The sequence below is a fragment of the Actinacidiphila sp. bgisy160 genome (assembly GCF_057707815.1).
The window spans coordinates 177,288-196,223 of the sequence record NZ_JBYIQW010000002.1; the positions used below are offsets into that span (position 1 = coordinate 177,288).

The 18,936-nt window shown below is 71.5% G+C and carries 24 protein-coding genes; 15 read left to right on the plus strand and 9 right to left on the minus strand.

The annotated features are described in order from the left end of the window. Positions 1–14: 14 nt before the first annotated feature. Positions 15–1,280, minus strand: a complete 1,266-nt coding sequence (locus tag AC3EUJ_RS03515) for an NsdA family TPR-like regulatory protein (protein ID WP_431959397.1) — start codon at positions 1,278–1,280, stop codon at positions 15–17. Between the two features lie 153 nt (positions 1,281–1,433). Here AC3EUJ_RS03515 and AC3EUJ_RS03520 point away from each other — a divergent pair, with 153 nt between their 5' ends. From AC3EUJ_RS03520 to AC3EUJ_RS03535, 4 genes are all read left to right on the plus strand, one after another. Beyond that, positions 1,434–1,883, plus strand: a complete 450-nt coding sequence (locus AC3EUJ_RS03520; protein WP_431959398.1) for a hypothetical protein — start codon at positions 1,434–1,436, stop codon at positions 1,881–1,883. Continuing rightward, the gene (locus AC3EUJ_RS03525) at positions 1,883–2,128 is read left to right on the plus strand and encodes a hypothetical protein (protein ID WP_431959400.1); all 246 of its coding nucleotides are present in this window, start codon (positions 1,883–1,885) and stop codon (positions 2,126–2,128) included. The genes AC3EUJ_RS03520 and AC3EUJ_RS03525 overlap by 1 nt, the downstream gene beginning before the upstream one ends. 153 nt (positions 2,129–2,281) lie before the next feature. After that, entirely contained in the window at positions 2,282–2,425 is a 144-nt protein-coding gene (locus AC3EUJ_RS03530) for a hypothetical protein (protein ID WP_431959401.1), read from the plus strand. A 3-nt stretch (positions 2,426–2,428) separates the two neighbouring features. After that, positions 2,429–3,601 (plus strand): methyltransferase domain-containing protein, encoded by a 1,173-nt coding sequence (locus AC3EUJ_RS03535; RefSeq protein ID WP_431959402.1) that lies wholly within the window; start codon positions 2,429–2,431, stop codon positions 3,599–3,601. Positions 3,602–3,674: 73 nt separating this feature from the next. Here the strand turns inward: AC3EUJ_RS03535 and AC3EUJ_RS03540 are convergent, their stop codons facing one another. Next, a complete protein-coding gene (locus AC3EUJ_RS03540; protein WP_431959404.1) occupies positions 3,675–4,700 on the minus strand; it encodes a hypothetical protein in 1,026 nt (341 codons plus the stop codon). 208 nt (positions 4,701–4,908) lie between these two features. Between AC3EUJ_RS03540 and AC3EUJ_RS03545 the strand changes: the two genes are divergently transcribed. The 4 genes from AC3EUJ_RS03545 (at position 4,909) to AC3EUJ_RS03560 (ending at position 8,315) form a co-directional block, all read left to right on the plus strand. Then, the gene (locus AC3EUJ_RS03545; RefSeq protein WP_431959405.1) at positions 4,909–5,112 is read left to right on the plus strand and encodes a hypothetical protein; all 204 of its coding nucleotides are present in this window, start codon (positions 4,909–4,911) and stop codon (positions 5,110–5,112) included. 622 nt (positions 5,113–5,734) lie between these two features. Further along, positions 5,735–6,412 (plus strand): RNA polymerase sigma factor, encoded by a 678-nt coding sequence (locus AC3EUJ_RS03550; RefSeq protein WP_431959406.1) that lies wholly within the window; start codon positions 5,735–5,737, stop codon positions 6,410–6,412. Positions 6,413–6,477: 65 nt separating this feature from the next. Continuing rightward, positions 6,478–6,792 carry a hypothetical protein gene (locus tag AC3EUJ_RS03555; protein ID WP_431959408.1) on the plus strand — a complete coding sequence of 105 codons (315 nt, stop codon included), beginning with the start codon at positions 6,478–6,480 and terminating at the stop codon, positions 6,790–6,792. Positions 6,793–6,875: 83 nt separating this feature from the next. Next, entirely contained in the window at positions 6,876–8,315 is a 1,440-nt protein-coding gene (locus tag AC3EUJ_RS03560) for a hypothetical protein (protein WP_431959409.1), read from the plus strand. 50 nt (positions 8,316–8,365) lie between these two features. On the opposite strand, the gene AC3EUJ_RS03565 is transcribed toward AC3EUJ_RS03560, so the two are convergent. The 4 genes from AC3EUJ_RS03565 to AC3EUJ_RS03580 form a co-directional block, all read right to left on the minus strand. Next, on the minus strand, positions 8,366–8,860 hold the full coding sequence (locus tag AC3EUJ_RS03565) for a single-stranded DNA-binding protein (RefSeq protein WP_431959410.1): 495 nt from the start codon (positions 8,858–8,860) through the stop codon (positions 8,366–8,368). A 61-nt stretch (positions 8,861–8,921) separates the two neighbouring features. Continuing rightward, positions 8,922–10,034: a peptidoglycan-binding protein gene (locus AC3EUJ_RS03570; RefSeq protein WP_431959411.1), complete on the minus strand. Its 1,113-nt coding sequence runs from the start codon at positions 10,032–10,034 to the stop codon at positions 8,922–8,924. Positions 10,035–10,107: 73 nt separating this feature from the next. Then, positions 10,108–10,665, minus strand: a complete 558-nt coding sequence (locus tag AC3EUJ_RS03575; protein WP_431959412.1) for a hypothetical protein — start codon at positions 10,663–10,665, stop codon at positions 10,108–10,110. A gap of 77 nt (positions 10,666–10,742) precedes the next feature. Continuing rightward, positions 10,743–11,384: a ParB N-terminal domain-containing protein gene (locus AC3EUJ_RS03580; RefSeq protein WP_431959414.1), complete on the minus strand. Its 642-nt coding sequence runs from the start codon at positions 11,382–11,384 to the stop codon at positions 10,743–10,745. A gap of 465 nt (positions 11,385–11,849) precedes the next feature. Between AC3EUJ_RS03580 and AC3EUJ_RS03585 the strand changes: the two genes are divergently transcribed. The 6 genes from AC3EUJ_RS03585 (at position 11,850) to AC3EUJ_RS03610 (ending at position 15,481) form a co-directional block, all read left to right on the plus strand. Then, complete coding sequence (locus AC3EUJ_RS03585) at positions 11,850–12,740, plus strand: hypothetical protein (protein WP_431959415.1); 891 nt, start codon at positions 11,850–11,852, stop codon at positions 12,738–12,740. Continuing rightward, positions 12,737–13,042, plus strand: coding sequence for a WhiB family transcriptional regulator (locus AC3EUJ_RS03590; protein ID WP_431959416.1), 306 nt, complete (start codon positions 12,737–12,739; stop codon positions 13,040–13,042). Before AC3EUJ_RS03585 ends, AC3EUJ_RS03590 begins: the two co-directional genes overlap by 4 nt. Before the next feature lie 78 nt (positions 13,043–13,120). After that, a complete protein-coding gene (locus AC3EUJ_RS03595; RefSeq protein WP_431959417.1) occupies positions 13,121–13,417 on the plus strand; it encodes a hypothetical protein in 297 nt (98 codons plus the stop codon). Continuing rightward, a complete protein-coding gene (locus AC3EUJ_RS03600) occupies positions 13,414–14,442 on the plus strand; it encodes a hypothetical protein (protein WP_431959418.1) in 1,029 nt (342 codons plus the stop codon). The genes AC3EUJ_RS03595 and AC3EUJ_RS03600 overlap by 4 nt, the downstream gene beginning before the upstream one ends. Before the next feature lie 11 nt (positions 14,443–14,453). Then, positions 14,454–15,290 carry a P-loop NTPase family protein gene (locus tag AC3EUJ_RS03605; RefSeq protein ID WP_431959419.1) on the plus strand — a complete coding sequence of 279 codons (837 nt, stop codon included), beginning with the start codon at positions 14,454–14,456 and terminating at the stop codon, positions 15,288–15,290. Beyond that, positions 15,287–15,481 carry a hypothetical protein gene (locus AC3EUJ_RS03610; RefSeq protein ID WP_431959420.1) on the plus strand — a complete coding sequence of 65 codons (195 nt, stop codon included), beginning with the start codon at positions 15,287–15,289 and terminating at the stop codon, positions 15,479–15,481. The genes AC3EUJ_RS03605 and AC3EUJ_RS03610 overlap by 4 nt, the downstream gene beginning before the upstream one ends. An 85-nt stretch (positions 15,482–15,566) precedes the next feature. Here the strand turns inward: AC3EUJ_RS03610 and AC3EUJ_RS03615 are convergent, their stop codons facing one another. Genes AC3EUJ_RS03615 through AC3EUJ_RS03625 form a run of 3 tightly spaced genes read right to left on the minus strand, consistent with a single transcriptional unit; the run spans position 15,567 to position 18,286 of the window. After that, positions 15,567–16,415: a hypothetical protein gene (locus tag AC3EUJ_RS03615; protein ID WP_431959421.1), complete on the minus strand. Its 849-nt coding sequence runs from the start codon at positions 16,413–16,415 to the stop codon at positions 15,567–15,569. Then, positions 16,412–17,065: a ParA family protein gene (locus tag AC3EUJ_RS03620; RefSeq protein ID WP_431959422.1), complete on the minus strand. Its 654-nt coding sequence runs from the start codon at positions 17,063–17,065 to the stop codon at positions 16,412–16,414. The genes AC3EUJ_RS03615 and AC3EUJ_RS03620 overlap by 4 nt, the downstream gene beginning before the upstream one ends. A 27-nt stretch (positions 17,066–17,092) precedes the next feature. Further along, positions 17,093–18,286 carry a ParB/RepB/Spo0J family partition protein gene (locus AC3EUJ_RS03625; protein WP_431959423.1) on the minus strand — a complete coding sequence of 398 codons (1,194 nt, stop codon included), beginning with the start codon at positions 18,284–18,286 and terminating at the stop codon, positions 17,093–17,095. Positions 18,287–18,382: 96 nt separating this feature from the next. Between AC3EUJ_RS03625 and AC3EUJ_RS03630 the strand changes: the two genes are divergently transcribed. Further along, entirely contained in the window at positions 18,383–18,844 is a 462-nt protein-coding gene (locus AC3EUJ_RS03630) for a hypothetical protein (RefSeq protein ID WP_431959424.1), read from the plus strand. Positions 18,845–18,936: the final 92 nt, after the last annotated feature.

The window sequence follows — 18,936 nt, forward strand, 5'->3', positions numbered from 1 at the left end:
GGGTGCGAGTCCTTTCACAGGGTGTTGGTCCGGGTGTCATTCAGCCATGCGCGGGCGCGGGCTGACCCCGTTGCGGCCGCTTCGGTGCGGAAGTTGCGCAGGAGTGCACGCACGCGCCCGGAGTTCGGCAGGCCGTGCGTGTAGAGGGCGTCAGCGGTGCGGCAGGCCTGTTCGAGGTCGCCTTGCCTGACCTGGGCCAGGGCGAGCTGCGCGGTGTAGTAGGCCTGGTTCCGCTCGTAGCCGGGGCGGATCTGGGCGAGGGTCCGGTGGGCGTGGTACTCGGCTTCGTCGGGGCGGCCGATGCGCAGGTGCACCAGGGACGACAGGCCGTGCCATTCGGCGATGTCGTAGAAGCCGAACCATGCGGGGCGGGGCGCGGCGGGGTCGGCGCGGTGTAGGGCGTCCTCGGACAGCCGGATGGCGCGCAGGGCTCGGCGGGTGTCGTTCTGCTGGGACAGGGCCAGGGCGAAGCGGGCGTGCCCGAGGGATGCGTAGAGCGGGTCGCGGCGGGTCATCGCGTTGCCGCGGACGCGTTCGGCGGCGGCCTGGGCGTCGGCCGGCCGCTGCTGCTGGGAGGCCAGCAGGGCCATGTAGTTCCACGCGCGGAGGACGACGACGGAGTCGCCGGACAGACCTGCGAGGGTCAAGGCGCGTTCGACGTGGCGTTGCGCGCGGTCCATGGCGTGCGTGTCGAGCGCTGCCCACGCCGCGGCCATGGTCGCGTTGGCGGCGAGGGAGTATGCGGCGCGCCGGATGCTGCTGGTGGCCTGCCCGCTGTTCATCAGGTCGGTGGCGATCTGCGCTTGGGCGAGGGCTCGGGTCTCGATGGCTGCGGAGCCGCCGGATCTCTGGTCCTGCGCGGACAGCGCGTCGAGTTCGGCTTGCAGGCGCTCGATGTCGGCTCGCCCGATGCGGGGGGATGCGGCGGCGGGCGCGGCGTTGAGGGCGGCGGCCGCCGCGGTGGCGGTGATGAATGCGCGGCGGTCCACTGGTGCCTTCTCTGGTCGCGGCCGCTTGGAGCGGTGGGGCCTGGTGAAGCCCAGGGCCTCACCCGTACAGCCGAATACTGCCTCCAGCGCCAGGAGCTGTCTGCTCTGCGGCCATCGGGTTTGTCCGCTCAGGAGGCGCCGGATGGTGCGGTCGGTGAGCTCGCCGCGGCGGCCGGTGCGGGCAAGTAAGGCGTCGTTCATCGCCGTTGCGAGGTCGCTCGCGCTCAGGCCGGCGGCAGTCATCCGGGCTTCCAGGATGACGTTTCGGCTCGCGTCGGGAGTGCTGACCATGCGTCAAAGGTACGGCGGAGCCTTCCCCTCCGAGTAAAGGAATCGCAAATTGGCCCTAGGGCGTGCGGGCACATTGCCGTCTGTTTGCCCTACTGCGGAGCGTGATCGGGCGGTTACCTGTGTGGACAGTGACCGCATCGACAGGGGGTCGCCATGACGGCAGCCGCACCGACCACGACGGGCCAGGACGCGCCCGCCGCCGACGAGTTCGCCGAGCTCGCCAAGCTGGTCCGCCAATGGACTCTGCGCCCGACCGGGCACGCCTGGGACCTGGTGCTGACCACGTACGGCGCGGCAGGCGAGCGGGCCGTGCGATGGATGGAGCGGTTCCAGGTCGGCGGCTGCGGCCCGGTCATCGCGCACGGCGACTCGCTTCTGTGGCTGGTACCCCCGGGCACGCTCGCGCAGTGGATGCACCCGCGCGGGCTCTGCTACGGCCGGGCGTTCCGCATCCCGGTGCCGCCGCCGGCCAAGCGCCAGGGCCCGGGCCCGCACTGGCGGGTGCCGCAGTCGGCGGATCGACTCATCGTGCCGGAGCTGCTGGCGCACGCTCTGGACCGGTTCGAGCTGGCGCCGCCCATGCCGGTGATGGTGCGGGCGTGATGGCGGCCGCCGCGGTGGTCCTGGACGACGAGGAGGCGGAGCTGCTCGACGCCCGCCCGTGGGCGCCCGGGACGTGCCTGCTGTGCCTGGTCGACGGCGTGCCGGTTACCCCAGTGGTCGCGGTGTACCCGGCCGGGCTGGCGGTTCCGCGCGGGAAGTGCCGCGCCTGCATGGCCGAGGGCCTGTGCCTGCAGCGCGCCACGGCGGATGCCCTTCACCGGCCCTACGCCCCGTCCCTCCCATGAACGGCTGTCTCCCGCGCGGGGCTGGGGCCTCGCCCGGGAGACGGCTTCCAACTCCCCGTTCCGGCCGGAGGTCAGCCGGCCGGAACGGGGCCCGCAAGACGCACGACCCGCGCGAGGATGGTCCCCGCGCGGACAGACCAAGGAGGTCACACGATGGACGAGATCACCGAGGCCACCGAGACCCACGTCGGCGTGGTCGCGGCCGACGGCGGCGAGAGCGACAGCAGCTCCGGCAACGACCACGGCGGCAAGGGCGGCCAGGAAGACGGCGGCCACTCCGACAGCAGCGGCCGGTAGTCGATGAGCGACCAGCACCAGCCGGAGGCCGGCCGTACGCGGCTGGCCTCCGCGCTCATTGAGGCAGGGGATCTCCCCGCGGAGTGGCTGCCCGCACTGTCAGCGGCCCCCCGTGACCTGTTCATCCCGCCGCAGGCGTGGGCGCGGGCCGACCAGGGGCGCGGCAAGCACAGGCAGATCGACCGGGACGCGGACCCCGCCGGGTGGTGGGAGGCGGTCGCGGAAGACTCCCCGATCACCACCCAGTTCAGCGACGGGGAGGCCGCCGAGCCGAGCGGCCTGCCGTCGTCGTCCAACAGTCAGCCCCGCATGGTCTTCGGCATGCTCGCTGCGCTGCAGTTGGAGGACGGTGACCGGGTGCTGGAGATCGGCACGGGCACCGGCTGGAACGCTGCTCTCCTCGCCGCGCGGCTCGGGCACGACCAGGTCGTCACGGTGGAGTACGACGAGACGGTTGCGGCGGCCGCCGCGCAGGCATTGAAGGCGGCCGGGTCCCGGGTGACCACGGTGGTGGGCGACGGCACGGTCGGGTATGCGGCCGGCGGCCCGTACGACCGGGTCATCGCCACGTGCTCGGTGACGACGGTGCCGCCCGCGTGGATCGAGCAGACCCGGCCCGGCGGCTTGGTCCTGGCGCCGCTCGGCCCGGACTACGGCGGTGAGGGCATCGTGCGCCTGACGGTGCGCGAGGACGGATCGGCCACGGGCCTGTTCGTGATGTCGTCGGCGTTCATGCGGCTGCGGCAGCAGCGGCCGCAGGCCCGTCCGCCGATCGAGTACCTGGGCGGGAAGAAGTGGCCGGGCGACGGCGACCGGTCGACCACGGGCGTGCCCGTGGACGAGCTGTTGCCGTGGATCGCTCAGTTCGCGGTCGGTCTGCAGGTGCCGACTGTGGCCATGGAGGTGGAGCGGTACAGCGGCGGGAAGTTCACGCTGTGGCTGACCGACACGGCGGGCGACTCGTGGGCGACTGCGGACCATGTGCCCGGCGAGCCGGTCAGTCACGTCGTGGAGTACGGGCCGCGGCGCCTGTGGGATGAGGTCGCCGCGGCGTGGGCCTGGTGGGACGGGCATGAGCGCCCGGACTTCGACCGGTTCGGCCTGACGGTGTCCCCGGACGGGGTGCACCGGTACTGGCTGGACATCCCCGAGTACCCGCTGCCCGTCACCGGGTAGCCCGGGCCGCACACGACTCCGCCGCGCACCCCGACCTGGGGGTGCGCGGCGGTCGTGTTTCAGCGGTCGCCCCTCATGCACTCCTGCGGTGCGTGGCGATCGTCGTTCCGCGGCCCTCTATGGCGGCCAGGTACGCGGCGCGGTCCGGCGAGGTCATCCACCAGGCGATGAGGCCGCCCTTGGTCTTGAAGCCGAGCTGCAGGCGCAGCTTCGTCATGCGCCCGGAGATCAACCGCTCCGCGCGGTGGAGGCGTTCGGCGATCCAGGCCTGCGTCTTGTCCTGCTCGGTGAACAGGAGGATGCACAGGTCGAGCTCGTCGGTGACGCGGATGGTGGTGCCGGCGTCCTCGTCGGGCAGGAAGCGCTCGGTGCCGTCCCACGGGAGGGCAGCATTCCACCATCGCTGGTACTCGGCGCCGAGCCACGCCACCATGCGCGGATCGCGGACGTGCAGCGCGCTGTCCGGGTCTCCGTCCAGGTAGTCCTCGATGAAGGCCTGACCATGCGGCAGGCCCGGGTCCACGATCTTGACCTTGCAGAACTGAGCGGCGGGCAGCGTCCTGACCTGCCCGGCCTGCTGCTCGTTGACGCGTCGCACCCATGCCTGCATGGGCTCGGCGGTGCGGAACTCGTCCGCGTAGAGGCTGTACATGGCACGGCCCGACCGCCGGAACTCGACGTCGTGGGCCTCCAGTCGGGCGAGCTCCGCGGCCGGACGCATGTTCGGGTTGGAGGTCCAGACGCCGAGGACGGACGCGTCCGCGGCCCGCGCGATGGCGGCGGTGACGCGGTCACGGTCGCCCCGCATGAGGGTGATGCCGAGGTCGGTGGTGCCCCCGTTGGCCGGGTAGTTGCGGCGGAGCGCGTCCATCACGTGGCTGACGCGTTCGAGGGCGGTCAGGGCTCCGGTGAGGGACTTGATGGCGTTGTCGCGGTACACCTCGGGTATCCGCTCGATTTCCCTGGGGACCACCTGATCAGGGTTGGTCGGGTCCGGGATTGCAAGTTCCCATTCGAGGAGCTTTGCCCGATCTATCGGGTCGAGATACAGGCCTTCCCTGGCTTTGGCGTACGCCTTGAGGACGTCGTCCTCAAACATGATGTGACGCACGTCACTGTCCGAAACGTCGATTTTTCCCCGCAACACACACGCCCACTTTTTACGTACGTCATTTCTTACGGCCATTCCGGTTGATCGTACCCGTGGCGTAGACCATGGTTGGGCCGCAAGATCACTCTGTGGTGACAAACCAGAGCAGATCGTCCCGGGACCTGACCTGTTCCGGGCCACACCCCAAGGAGTCCTTATGTCCCGCACCCTGGGCGTCGTCGTGGCCGTAGCCTTCGCCGCCACCGCCATGACCACGCTGTTCGCCACCACCGCGTCCGCCGCCGAGTCCGAGTCCGCAACGACGGCCCCCGCCGTCGTCGCCCCGCAGGGTGACCTCGGCTGGGTAGTGGCCCCGACCTCCGGCGGTGGCATGCACACCGACGGCGATCTCGGCTGGTAATCACGCCCGCGTCATTCCACTTCGACCGAGCGAAGAGTGGAATGAACTAAGGGTTGCTTTACTGGCCAGAAAATTTGCTTTACCGGCTAGTAATCTGAGTTCCCCTCCGCGCACGCACCCCCCTCTTAGTGCGTGGAGGGGACACCGACCAACACAGCAGCATCAACGTGGAAGAGACATCCACTTCCACAACCCCATCGGCGTGGAAGGCCAACCCGCTTTCGCGCCGGAAGTCAGGCGGGGCGGCGGACCAGGAAGCGGCCCCCGGCGTCGGTGATGACGGCGCCCGAACGGCGGCCACATCGCACGGCGGATCGCAGCGGAACCCCGTCGATGCACAGGTCGTCCGACGAGCCGGTCACGCGACGGCCGGCACGGCGCGCAGCGTCGGCCGCTTCATCGTGGGTCAGCCACCGTCCAGCTTCGACGGTGGCCAACAGGTCACGTGCGGGGGACGGGGAGGACACGGCGGACGCCTTTCGCTGCGGGCTCTCCGGGCAGCTACGCCCGGCGTGTCCCGCACCGTAACGCTAAACCCGCAGACCTGCAACGTATCGCATATGTGTTCGAATACAGGTGGGGGCATGGCGCCCCGGACTCGTTCCCTCCGAAGGGGTTAGTTGTGCGTATCACCTACACCCGCCGGTCTTCACAGCCGGTGGCACCCGACCCGGAGCTGGAAGCGCTGGCCGCGGCCGCTCGGGAAGGCGACGCGCAGAAGGAGGCCGCCCTGACCGGGCTGTACTCCGCGCTGTGGCAGAAGGTGTACCGCGACGTGCAGCGCTATGTGCGCGACCCCGAGGCCGTCGCGGAGGTCACCCAGGAAGTCTGGGTCAAGGTCGTCCGCTCGATCGGCAATTACCGTCTGTCCAGCGATGGCGGAGTCACCAGTTGGGTGATGTCCATTGCCCGCAACACCGCGATCGACTGGTCCCGGGCGCGCGGCCGCCGCATGTGGGAGGTGCCCTGCGCGGACATGATCGCCGTGGACACCCCGGCGGCGCAGCCCGGGCCGGAGCAGGTCGCCGAGCAGAACGAGATGGCGGAGGCCGTCGTCCGGGAGGTGGGCCGAATGCGGCGCATCGACCGAGAAATTCTGACCCTGATCGACTACGTCGGCGTCAACGCCGCTGAGGCCGCTGACCTGTTGGGGATTTCGCACGCCACGGCGCGCGCCAGGCACGCCCGAGCCAGGGCTAAGCTGCGGGCCGCGGTCCCCCAGGAAAGTAGGATCGCGGAGTATCGGTTCGCTCTGGCGACCGTGGACGCGAACCCTGTTCCCGTTGGGGGGCAGGGCTGATGAGGGTGGGATTGATGGCTGGGACGGGTAGGCACAGGCGCGCACGGAAGCCGGAGCCGACCCAGGTGGGTGCCGTTCACCCGCCGCTGCTGCTGCCCCGTGAGGCACCGCCGGAGTCCGTGCGCCTGGCCGGTCTCGCGGCCATCCACCGCGCCCTGGCCGAGGAGCGCGCCGAGCGCGTCACCGTGCGCCCCGACGCGGGCTCACGCGACAACCACACAGCCGAGGCACGGTTCGCGGCCCGGGTCACCTCCGACGACGGCGGCACCGAGGTGATCGCCACCGGCAAGGAGCGAATAGGCGCCATCGAGGCGCAGGAGATCCTGGAGCACGCCGCCGAGCTGCTGGCCGAGCACGTCAAGGACGGCAGTGCGAAATGAGTACCGCCGCACAACCGCCGCTGCCTCTCGTCCTGGTCAGCGGCAAACTTCGCTCTGACGCTGCGCTGATCAAGCGCGGAGCCATGCGCGTCCTGGCGCTCAACCCCGCCCAGACTCTCGCCTCCGCTGTGCGGGCCGCACAGGAAGCGCTCAGGGACGACTACCCGATGCTGCACCCGGACGCGATCCAGGAGCTGATCCGTCCGGCGATGCCGCAGGCCCTGTCACTGGACGAGATTTTCGGCCCCGGCATAGACGCGCCGCCGCCGGCACCTGCACACCCGACTGGGCCCGCGCACGCTGCGACGCCCCTGCGGCGCCGCATAGGGCGGACGGCGCTCGTTGCTGCGGTCGCGGCCACCAGCGTCGGCTTCGGCTACGCGGTCAGCAACGTCCAACCGCGCACCGACGACCCCACGGTGGGCGCCTTCGCGGATGACCCGCAATTCCAGGAGTTTGCCGCGGCCGGGCACGAGGCGTGCGCCACGATCGCCGCGTTCAAGGCGCGGTGCGTGGACGCTGACGGGCACGTGATGCTGGCCTCCGCCAGCGTCGACGCCACCAGTGCGGCGTACTGGTTCGAGTACGACGACGAACGCCTCATTCTGCGGATCTTCCCGAGCGATTCGGCGGCGGAGGCCTGGACGAGGTCGCTGGGCGTCAAGAAAAGCACGCGGAACTTGCGGCGAGAGGGCCGGTTCGTGCTGTGGGGGTCGGACCCGATCCGCATTGGCGAATACTGCGACCTGATCGAGGAGCAGGCGGCCCACACCAAGCCCGGGCAGGTCGTTGCGCTCCCGAAGCGCCTGGCCGCGCTCGCGCTGGGCACGCTCGGCGTCGAGCCGGGGGCGCCCGTCTCGGACGACGCGAGGCGTGCGGTCAGCGCGCTGGTGATGGGCGTGGGTGTCGACGTCTTCGATCCGACCGGCACCTCTCCGTTCGACGCGCTGGAGCCGCTGCCCCCGACCCCGGTCACGCTCCCAGTCACCGTGCCGATTGCTCCGGTGATCACGCCGCCTGCTCCGCCGGTCGAGACCCCGGTCACCGTGCCGACTGCGCCAACGTCCGGGACGACGCCGCCGAGCTCGGGCACCACGCCGTCGCCGAGCTCCGGAACAACACCTCCGCCGACCGACACGACGCAGCCGCCGCCGACCGTGCCGACGTTGCCGGTCGAGCCGCCGCCGACCGTGCCGACGTTGCCGGTCGAGCCGCCGCCGACCGTGCCCGACGAGCCGACCGTGCCCGACGTGCCCGACGTGCCCGACGTGCCGACGGATCCGGACCAGCCGCCGGCCGAGCCGACCGACCCCACGGTCCCGACGGACCCCACCACGGACCCGACGCAGCCGACGGACCCCACGCAGCCGACCACTGACCCGTGGACGGACCCGGCGACGGCCGATCCCGCGCCGTCGGATCCTCCCCAGCAGGCGACGGGCAGGCACGCCGCGCGGTCCGCGCACAGCGGGCACGGCAAGCACCGCAAGCCCACCGGCAGGCACCGCAAGGTGCACGCATAGGAACGGCCCCGGCAATGCCGGGGCCGTCTTCGTTGGGGCGCGCCTGTCGCCTAGAACGCGGGCTCGTCCTGGGGCGGGCCGCTCGCCCACGGGTCGTCGTCCGGGCGGCCCGTGGGCGCACCGCTGGCGCTGCCCCAGCCGCCGCCCTGCTGCTGGCCGCCCTGCTGGCGGCCGCCGCCACCGTTGGCCCGGGTGACCTTGGCGGTTGCGCTGCGCAGGCTCGCGCCCACCTCGTCCACGTCGAGCTCGTAGACGGTGCGCTTCACGCCCTCGCGGTCGTCGTACGAGCGCTGCTTGAGGCGGCCCTGCACGATGACGCGCATGCCCTTCTGCAGGGACTCGGCGACGTTCTCCGCGGCCTGGCGCCAGACCGAGCAGGTGAGGAACAGGCTCTCGCCGTCCTTCCACTCGTTGGTCTGGCGGTCGAAGGTGCGCGGCGTGGACGCGACGCGGAACTTGGTGACTGCGGCACCGGAGGGGGTGAAGCGCAGCTCGGGGTCATCGACCAGGTTGCCGATGACGGTGATGACGGTCTCGCCTGCCACGGGGGGCCTTTCGCGGGGTGGGGTGGGGCCGGCCCGCGCGTTGCGGGCCGACCCTCGGGGGTCAGGAGAACAGCAGCTTCCAGGTAAGCGGGCCGGGGATGCCGTCCGCGTCGCGGCGCAGCTCGGGCCGGGAGAGCTGGAAGTCGCGGACGTTGAGCCGGTCGGCTTCGCCCCACGTCGGGCCGGGGCCCTTGCTGTAGTGCTTGCCGTACCCCTTCTTGACCAGCTGCTTGCCGAGCTGGGTGACGTAGGTGTTCGACTTGCCCGGGCCGAACTTACCTGCTCCGGGGAACTTCGGGGCCGCGGGCGGCTTGGGCTTCACGGGCGGCTTGACCGGCGGCTTCACGGGCGGCTTGCTGGGCGGCGGGGTCACGTCGTGGGCGCTGTCGGGCAGGTTCAGGGGCTGCCCGGGCTTGATGTGGTTGAGGTCCGTGCCAGGGTTCGCGGCGCTGAGCGCGGCCAGGGTGATACCGGCGAGTGCAGCGATGGCGGTGGCGGTCGTCCCGGCCCACACGATGACGCGCTTGTGTGCCGGGGGCTTGGCGCCGGCCGCGGCCTTGGCGGCGGCGAGGATCTCGGCGAAGGGGATGTGCCCAGGGTCGCCGTGCAGGTTCTCCGTCACGTGCATGTGGCCGCACCAGCCGCGGAAGGTGTTCCACTTGCTGCCGGAGAAGCGCACGCCGTTGTGGGCGCCGTACGACGCGGGGTAGGCGGGCCAGTCGCCCGCGCCCGGGCCGGACAGCGGGATGCCGTTCTTGAGGTACTGCCAGGCCATGAAGGCGGCCAGGTCGCGGATCGCCCACTCTGGCGCCTCGGGCCAGTAGATGTGCTGGATGCCGCGCTTCGCCCACGCCTTGTGCGTGGCCGGGTCGCACGTGCCGATGAGCTCGATCTGCAGGGCGTCGGCGGTGTTGGTCTCGACGCCGCCGGGGGCGTTGACGAGCGCGCGGGCGGAGCGGTCGAACGGCAGGTGCTGGCGGAACACGAGCCGCTTGCGGGCGAAGTCGGGGCCGCCGGTGATGTGCGGGGCGCTGGCGCCTCCCGCGTAGTCCGTGAAGCCGGTGCCCTCGGTGGTGTGCAGGATGCCGCGCTTGGGCTTGATCTTGTCGCCGGGGTACTTCTTGCCGAACCAGTTCTTGGTCCGGTCCGCGCCGGGGTACAGGGTGGCGGTCATCGCTGGCGTGCCTTCCGGGTCGGATGCGGGAAGGTCGGCAGCGTGGCGGGCCGGTACGGCTTGCGTCGCGGCCTCAGTTGGCGTCGTCGTCGCCCGGGTCCTGGTCCTCGTCGTCGGGGTACGTGAGGGCGTGCAGGGTGATGCCCAGGCGTTCGGCGAGCGCGTCCGCGTCGGTGGTCTCCACGGCCACGGGGCCGCCCTGCGGGCCGGTGATCTCCAGCACCGTGGCGTCCTTGCCCCACTCCGCCCGGTGGGCGCGTTCCAGGTACCAGGAGATCGCGCGGAAGTCCGGCCCGGCCCTGTCGACGGTGGTCTCTTCCACGATTTGGCCGGTCTCCGGGTCGCGCATCTTCCGGGTGACTTCCTTGGTGATGTAGCCACCGTTGATGAGCCGGCGGAGCTGCAGGACGGCCCCGGCGTGGGCGAGCTCGCGGGCGTGGGCGATCTTCTCCAGCAGCGTCACGAACGGTTCTTCGGCCGGATCGGGCTCGAGACCGTCAGCTATCCGTGCAGCTTCGTCGCGGCCGCGTGCGAGCCAGGTCATGAACGTGGTCCGGCCGATGCCTGCCACCGCGGCGGCCGTCTGTACGGGCGCGCCCTGGCGGGTGGCGTCGATCAACTTGTTCTCCACGTCTGGGCTGAGCAGGCGTGGGCGGTGGGCTGGGAGTGCCCCAGTGCGCTGTCGGGGCTTGCGGCGCGCCAAGGCGGTCAGCCGTCGATCGGGCGGCCGCAGGCGTGGCACGTGCCGTCGGAGCTGTTCCCGGCGGGAACACCGAGCTCGCCTTGCCCGGGCGGGGTGTCGGCGTCGTCTTCGTCGTCGCCGAGGTGGAGCAGAGGCACGGCCTGGTCCTCCTCGCCGAGCGACGCGGCGGGGGCCGCGCGCAGCAGCTCGTCCATCTCCTCATCGGACATGGCCAGGCTGTCGAACAGGTCCGGTTCCTCGGTGACGAGGTCTTCGAGCATCGCGGCGAGTACCCGTTCGTCCCAGCCGCCGGCCGCCGTGAGCCGGTTGAGCTGAATGATCAGCGCTTCGGCCTCGCGGTCGTTGCGGGAGGCCCATCCGCGCGCGATGGGCACCAGCCATCCGCCGTCTTCGTCCAGGATCAGCCCACCGGGCATCGACTCGCCTTCGGCGTACATGTCGATGAGGGCTTCACGGCGGCCGTGGCCGCCGATGATGCGGCCGGTGCGCTCGTCCGCGATCGGCATGTCCACGAACCCGTGGTCGCGGATCGACGCCTTGATGCGGGCCAGTTCGTGGCGCTTGGGGTTGCGGGCGGCCGGGGTGAGGGCTTCCAGGGGCATGTAGGCCGTCCAGCGTGGGGCGACAACGCTCGGGGTGGTCGTCACGCTCGGGCCTCTTCTTCCTTCCGGTGCAGGTTGGGGCCGGACGGGCAGGGCGCAGGCCAGCGAGTGCCGCGGGTTCCACGCCGCGCACCCCGCTCGCTGTGCGGGGCAACCAGGAGGACGTCGCCCGCACCTTGCCCGTCCGGGTGGTGCTTCCGCCCGGCCCCTGGTTTCCCGGGTAGGGGCCGGCCGGGGCCCGCCCGGGTGGCGCCGATGGTGCGCAGCCAGTGGCGCCGGGGCAGGCCGGGGCGCACGGTAGGCCCGGTGTTGGGTTGTGTCGCGTGCTGACGTTGCACCAGGGGGGCACCGTTGACTTCCAGTTGTGCGGGTGTAATGTTCTGGGTGTCGGGCTGAGGTAGCTCTCAGCCCCCCGGGGCCTGTCACACCTGCGGCAACTCCGCCGTTCCCTATAGGTGTGGCGCCGCAAAGGTCCCGCCCCGTTACCGCACTACGGAAGGCACGTCCGTCATGACTGACACGACGGGTACGAACCCGAGCGACCTCACCACCCCCGGCATGGACCCCGAAGCGACCATCGACGCCTTCATCAGCAGGGGGCACACCGCGTTCGATGCGCTTCGCGCCAACCCCCTCCGCGTGGACCTGGGCTACAAGGGCCCGCTCGGCGCCTCCGACGCCATCCCGGGGGACCGGGGCATCACGGAGCCGACCGACGAGCACCGCGCGGCGATCCAGACCTCGTTCGACAAGGCCGTCAACGAGCTGCTGGTGACCGGCCAGATCTCCCACCCGGACGAGCTGGACGAGGTCCCCGCCGCCGAATCGAAGGCGAGCCCCACCGCGGCCGACACGGCCGCCACGACGAAGCCCAAGCGGCCCTTGGACGAACTGGCCGACGAGGTGTCGGCGTACTGGGTGATCGCCATGCGCGCGAAGGAGTTGAAGGAGGAGCGGGAAGCCGAGCTGCGTTGGCGACTGCTGGAGCGGTTCGACACGGAGAAGCTCGACCGCATCGGCAGCTACCTGGACGAGAAGCAGACGGTGAGCTGGGCCGTCAACAAGCCCGCCCCGGGGCCGAGGATCACCAAGCCGGACGCCTTCACCTCCTTCATCGGCGTGAACTTCCCCGACCAGGTCCAGATGGTGTTCGAGGTCTACCCGGCCTTCCAGAAGGCACTGCTCAAGCGTCTTGAGCGGGTGCCGGGCACCGACGCAGTGGTGGACCCCGCGACGGGACTGATCGTGGACGGCGTCGAGTGGATGGCGCCGAAGCCCTCCAGCATCTCCCCGTCGTGGAAGCCGGAAGGCAAGGACCGGATCCTGGAGAACATCTCCGTCGAGGACATCGCCAACATGTTCGCCACCGTCTTCCAGCACGGCTGGGAGGAGGAGGCGTGATCGACGTGTCCCGCATGCCGACCTTCCGCCGCGGGGTGTGCGTCACGGCCTCCGATGTGAAGCCCGACGACATGTACCCGCACCCCACGGACCTGGACGGCATCGCCTTCGCCAAGTCCGCGTGCGAGTTCTGCAGCGTCGCCACGGAGTGCCTGCGTGACGCATTGGCCCTGCCGACGTCGAAGGACCAGGCGGGGGTGCGCGGCGGTACGACCGCAGAGGAGCGGAAGGCCATGCGGAAGCGCAACCGCAGGCTCACGCGAGAGGCGGCCAAGCAGGCCGCCGACGCGGCCGCCGCCTGACCTTCGCCCCCTACCGGCACCGGGGCCGCCCACGCGCCCGCAAGGGCGGCCCCGGCCACCTGCACAAGGACTCTCCCTGTGAACACCACGCAACCGGCCTGCCCGGAGCCGTGCCGCGCACTGCGCGCGGCGCACGCGGCAGGCCTCACCCCTCGCGCGTTCGTCCTGTACGCCGCGCTGGTCTTCACCCGCCCCGACGAGTACGTGTCGTGCGCGGACGCCGCCACCATGGCGCGCCTGACGCCGCACGAGACCCGGTTCTTCGCCGGGGAGCTGATCCGCCGAGGGCTGCTGTCCCGCCGCAAGCGCCACATGGCCGGCGGGAAGCCCGTCCCCGTCGCTTACCGCCCCGTCCTGGAAGGCGCTGCCGCATGACCGCGCATGACACCGTTGACGCCGAGCTGGAGGTGCGCGCCGGACGCCGCGCCCCCTTCACCATGGTCGGCGACTGGGTGCTGCTGTCCGGCGTCAAGCCCGCGGCCCACACCCTGTACTGGGCGCTGTCCGCGCACGTGTCGATGACCCGTGGCGACGCCGACGTGTGGCCGACGCAGGAAGTGCTCGCCCAGATTTGCGGGTTCTCGCGGACTCAGTCCCTGACCCCGTACCTCGATCAGCTCGTTGAGATCGGGGCCATCGAGTCGGAGCTGATCCGGTACGCGGGCAACTCCCGTCAGCGGTACCGGTACACCGTCCACGAGAACCCGCCGGAGGGCTACACCGGCCCGGTGTCCTTCAAGGACTTCTATGCGGCCCGCGGTGAAGCCGAGGACGGCATTGTGATCGCCCCGAAGGAGGGACGGCAGGGCCAGGCCGGAGGAGAGGCCACGGCGGCCGCTCAGGCGGCCACTGACGCCCCGAAGAAGCCCCGCCGGAGGTCCAGGCCCAAGCCGGACAGCGAGGACGCTCCTGCGGCCGCCAAGCCGCTCACCGAGCGGCAGAAGACTGTCGCGGCCGCCCGGGCGAAGAAGGCCGAGGAGAGGGAGCGCCAGGCGCAGGAGAAGGCCGCGGAGAAGGAGCGCAAGGCGGAGGAGGAGAAGGCGCTCGTCAGCCGCGCGCAGACGGCCGCGAACTGGTGGCTCAAGGACGAGGGCCCGAAGGTCATCGGGGCCCCGTACGCGGGGAACACCCGGTCGGCGTTCTTCGCCCTCCGCGGGATGATCCGCGACGCCCTGGCCGCCGGATACACAAACGTCGAGATCGGGGCCGTTCTGCGCGCCATGCGGGACTACAAGCCGCAGCCCGACCGGTTCCGCAGCGCTCTGGCTGCCGAGCGGACCGGGCGACCCGCACGCGTCCCCGCCGGCCGCGCGCCCATGTATGACGACTCGATCCACGAGCGGAGCTCCGGCCCCGCCCGCAAGCCCACGGCGGCGGAGATCGCCGCAGCACTCGACTGAGGGAGGTTCCTGTGTCTGCGCCCACCCTGGCGTTTGCCGCACCCGCGAAGGTCGACGGCGAAGGCCTCGCCCGCCACGTGGCGGCCGTACGGAAGCTCATCGCTGCCGGAGTCGCCGAACAGCGCGACCGGGGCCGCCCGGTGGTCGAGGCCGCGCCGGAGCACGAGACCGCCACCGTGGACGAACATCAGCGCCTGATCTTCGCGCAGGCCTGGCGCAACTCGCTGGTCCGCGCCCGCCACACCTCCTACGCGGGCTGGCGGCTCGATGATCAGGCCCTGCAGGAGGACCCGACGGACTTCCGGCTGCCCGGTGGCGACCTGCCGCTGCTGGACGACCACCAGCACCCGGCCATGCTGCGCGGGTGGCTGGACCGGCTTGCGGCCGGCACCGGCAAGAAGCGTCACGTCATCGGGTGGGGTGGCGTCGGCTCGGGCAAGTCGACGGCGCTGATCGCCCTGGGCAACGCGGCGGTGCGGGCGGGCATCATGACCCGCTACGTGCGCCACGGGGACTACCTGCGGTGGACCCGACCCGACGGTGCCCCGCCGGGCATGACCGCGCTGCAGGTCCGCGAGTTCCACGACCGGGCGGGGCTGCTCATCCTGGACGAGCTGTGCGGGGAGATGGACGGCCAGGCGACGGAGTTCGCCCGCCGCGAGACGGCCGACCTGATCGACGCGCGGTCCGCGTCCGGGCTGCCGACGGCGTTCGGCACGAACGTCACGTTCGACCACGTCGCGGCTGTGCTGGGCTCCCGGTTCGCGTCCCGGATCGGGCAGAACGCTCTGGTGCTGGAGTTCCAGGCGCCTGACCGCCGGGCCCCGGTGCGGTGGGGCCGATCGTGAGCTCCGGCCCCTTCGACGTCCGCGTGTTCTCCAGCGCCCCCGAGTTCAGGCCGCGGCGTGGCGTGGTGTGCATCCGGGTCGCGCAGGACGCGGACGAGGCGCGCCGGTACATCGCACAAGCGGCGGCCGACGGCTACACGGCCGCCGCCTTCGAGCCGGACACGGGGATCCGCGTCGCCCTGGACGGCTGACCCCCGAGACAGACCGATGCCCCCTGCCGGACTCCGGCGGGGGGCATCGTCGTTGCCGTGTCTCACTGTGAGACACGGGCGTGTGTCACATCTCAAGGATGGCAACCAGCTCCTTGAGATGGGCCGCGACTTCCTTTGCACGCTCGGGGTTCTCCTTGGCCAGGAGGAGCGCGGCGTTGGCGTCCACGCGGGTCAGCGCCTTGTCGACGCGGGCGAGCGCGGTCGACGGCGTGGAGCTCGGGGGCGCTGCAAGCTCGGGACTCTTGCTGTACCCGAGGAGGTCGCGGGCCTTGCGCAGTTCGTCGGGAGAGGTCTTCCCGGCGGCTTCGGCCTTCTGCCACACCTCGCGGACCTGCTCAGCCCCGAAGTCCTTCCACACCGGGTAGAGCACACCGACCTGGCGGGTGGACGGCTGCACGTCCGTGATCGGCGCGAGAGCTTCCCTGACCGGCTCGGCGTTGAGGATGCGGTAGCCCGCGGCCCGCGACAGGTTCCACCGGTCCTGGAGGTAGTCCTGGAAGGTGCTGTAGGGCTGTCCGCCGGGCCCGGCGAGTTCGAGGTACAGGCCCTGCTCGTGGATCGCGCGGAGGGACGGGCCGGCGGCGTTGAGGAATCGCGCATCGGCCGCGCGGGCGGCGGCCGCGTGCGCGGTCTGCGCGTCGTGGACGATCCGCTCGTAGAAGGAGAGCTTCTCCGCCGGGGTGGCGTCGGCAGGCGGCTCGGCGGCCGCCGGGGCCGGGGTGGCGGCAGCAGGGGTGACCACCGTCGTCGGGGCTGCCGCGGGGGCGGGCACCACGGCCGGGACGGCGGCGCTCTCGACCTGCAGAGCGGCCACGGCCGGGGACGTCGCGGGCGTCGCTCCGTCCATCAGGTCGAAGTCCGCGAGCTTCCTGGAGCCGCCCCGGTTCCGGGTGGGCGTGTTCTTCGCGGTCACGCGGCTTCCAGCTCCCTCACGATGTTCGCGTAGTGCCCGGAGCTCGCCGGGCAGGTCTCCATGGCGTCCTCGTACTCGACCAGGTCGGGTACCTCGGCCGCGAGGAGCGGCAGGCCCGCGTTGAGGATCAGGTCCCGAGCCGCGTCGTTGTGCGCGCCACGCGAGTTCTTCACCCGGGTGAGCAGGACGTTCAGGCTGACCTCGTCCAGCCGGCCAACCTCCTTCACGGCGGACACCGCCGCGGCGAGGGTGCCCTTGATGCGGCGGAGCTCGGCCTTGCGGGGCGAGGTGACCAGGAGGACGTGTTCGGCGACGGCGGCCGCCGCGCCGAAGATGTCGCTGGACTCACCGCCGCAGTCGATCACGACCACGTCGTAGTCCTGGGCGCGCGCGACCACCAGGTCGCCGACGCGGGGCGACGGCCACACCTCCAGGTCGAACGGCAGCGGGGCGCCCTTCTTGGCGGTGGTGCTGTACCAGTCGAAGGCGGTCTGGCTCAGCGGGTCGGCGTCGACCAGGAGCACCTTCTTGCCCTGCAGGGCGTATTCGAGGGCGACGTGGACGGCTGTGGTCGTCTTGCCGACGCCGCCCTTGAGGCCGCCGACGGCGAGGATCTTCGGTCCTCCGGCGGGAGGTACGGACTGGGTCACGGGGTTCCTTTCTCGGGTGGGCGGGGCTCAGGCGTTGAGCTGCTTGCGCTCCCAGGGCGTCTCCGGGACGTACCCGGCGTGGTCCTGGAGGGCTTTGACGTAGGCGATGTCGCGCCCGTCCCATACGGGTCGGCGCTTGGATGCGGCGCGGAGCTCCGCGGCCGCCAGGGCGACGGCGAGCGCGGCACGCTGGTGCAGCTGCTCGTCGTCGCGGTCCAGGACGGTTTGGAAGTATGCGGGGGCCGGCGTCACGTCGATGCCCTGCTTGCCGGTGGCGCGCAGCCACGCCAGGGCGAGGGTGTGGGCGCTGTTCTGCTGCATGGGCGTCAGCAGTGCTCCCGCGAGGATCGGCGTGAGCTGCTCGGCGGGCGGGAGCTCCTTGGACAGCCAGTGCTTGCAGGCCTCTTGCCGGTCGGCGGCCGCGGCCTGGCGCTGCTTGTCCTCCCTGTCCCACGTGAGCGGGGCGGGCTTCTGTGCGGGGATGGCTGTCTCACTGTGAGACGCGGCCGGAGCGTCGGGCGCGGGCGTCTCACTGTGAGACGCGGGCACGGCCGCGGCTACTGGCCCTGCGAGGACCCGGGCTTTGGCCTCTTCGACGTGGATGCCCGTCGCTTCGATGAGGCGCCATGCGGCGCTCTGCTGCTCGGGGTCGTCCAGGTCGCGGAGCGCGCGGCCGGCGTCGGCGCCGAGCTGCCCGGCGTCGATGGCGCGCTGTACGTCGTGGGGCAGGGCGAGAAGGGCGACGCGGCGGGAGATGTGGGACGCCGCTGTGCCCCACTCGGCGGCGATCTGCCGGTAGCTCATGCCGCCCTTGGCCTGGCGGGCGAACATGCGGGCTTCCTCGATCGGCGTGGCCTGCTTGCGGTGGTAGTTCTCGGCGAACTGGACGCGCTGCAGGTCGGTGGAGTCGGCGAGGTCGTCGCGGAGCAGGCACGGAAGGTCACGCTGTCCGGCCATGAGGGAGGCACGCCAGCGGCGTTCACCGAAGATGAGCACGTAGCGGGCGGTGATGAGCTCCCGGTGCTCGGGGTGTTCTTCGAGGTAGGCGGTTGCGGTGCACACCGTGGCGGGTTCGAGGACGCCGTCCCGGGTGATGCTCGCGGCCAGGCCTGCCAGGTCGCCCATGTCCCTCTCGTTGAAGGGGTTGGGCGCGATGTCGCCGATGGGGATGTGGAGCACGTCTCCGTCGTCGTCGGCGGGCGCCGGGACGGCTTCGCTCATCGGGTGCTCCAGGGGGCGGGGGGCTGTGTCAGATGTGAGGGTAGTCTGCGCGGGAGGCTGTTCCCGACGGGAACGCCAGATGAGGGGGGTGTCGCGGTGGGGGTTGACGTCCGTCCGGCGGATCGGGCGCTGGTGGCGGCGGCCGTCTCGGCGTGGGAGATCTCGGACTATGCCCGGGCGTTGGTCGGTGCCGCGGGGATGCCGCAGTCGGTGGAGACGCGCATCCAAGCCGCGCGCCAGCTCCGGGTGTTGACCCTGGAGTTGCTGGACCGCACGGTGCTCGCCGAGGTACTGGGCGGTGCCTCCTGGGAGGAAGTGGCGGCCGCCCTGGGACTGACGCCAGAGACCACGCAGTCGCGGTACGAGGAGACGGCGCGGGTGTGGGCGCGTCCGGAAGCGGCCACGTGGACGGCTCCCGGAGAGGCCGGCGACCGGGACGTGGAGGGCACCGCGGCGGCCTTGGATGCCTGGTACGCCCGGCACCGGGACGGCGTGGATCTGCTGGACGAGGAAGCGTCCGATCCTGTGTCACGAATCCTGCGCCAGAACGGTCATTGACGGTTCTGCGGGTGTAGTATTTGGGGCAGCGCGGGAGGTTAGCACCTCCCGCCGCGCATCCTCACCCGGACGATGAATTCCGGGTACACCCG

Bases quoted from the DNA above. Each gene is read 5' to 3' on its own strand.
- AC3EUJ_RS03515 (WP_431959397.1), bottom strand. From the start codon at position 1,280: ATGGTCAGCACTCCCGACGCGAGCCGAAACGTCATCCTGGAAGCCCGG.
- AC3EUJ_RS03520 (WP_431959398.1), top strand. From the start codon at position 1,434: ATGACGGCAGCCGCACCGACCACGACGGGCCAGGACGCGCCCGCCGCC.
- AC3EUJ_RS03525 (WP_431959400.1), top strand. From the start codon at position 1,883: ATGGCGGCCGCCGCGGTGGTCCTGGACGACGAGGAGGCGGAGCTGCTC.
- AC3EUJ_RS03530 (WP_431959401.1), top strand. From the start codon at position 2,282: ATGGACGAGATCACCGAGGCCACCGAGACCCACGTCGGCGTGGTCGCG.
- AC3EUJ_RS03535 (WP_431959402.1), top strand. From the start codon at position 2,429: ATGAGCGACCAGCACCAGCCGGAGGCCGGCCGTACGCGGCTGGCCTCC.
- AC3EUJ_RS03540 (WP_431959404.1), bottom strand. From the start codon at position 4,700: ATGTTTGAGGACGACGTCCTCAAGGCGTACGCCAAAGCCAGGGAAGGC.
- AC3EUJ_RS03545 (WP_431959405.1), top strand. From the start codon at position 4,909: ATGTCCCGCACCCTGGGCGTCGTCGTGGCCGTAGCCTTCGCCGCCACC.
- AC3EUJ_RS03560 (WP_431959409.1), top strand. From the start codon at position 6,876: ATGCGCGTCCTGGCGCTCAACCCCGCCCAGACTCTCGCCTCCGCTGTG.
- AC3EUJ_RS03570 (WP_431959411.1), bottom strand. From the start codon at position 10,034: ATGACCGCCACCCTGTACCCCGGCGCGGACCGGACCAAGAACTGGTTC.
- AC3EUJ_RS03585 (WP_431959415.1), top strand. From the start codon at position 11,850: ATGACTGACACGACGGGTACGAACCCGAGCGACCTCACCACCCCCGGC.
- AC3EUJ_RS03600 (WP_431959418.1), top strand. From the start codon at position 13,414: ATGACCGCGCATGACACCGTTGACGCCGAGCTGGAGGTGCGCGCCGGA.
- AC3EUJ_RS03625 (WP_431959423.1), bottom strand. From the start codon at position 18,286: ATGAGCGAAGCCGTCCCGGCGCCCGCCGACGACGACGGAGACGTGCTC.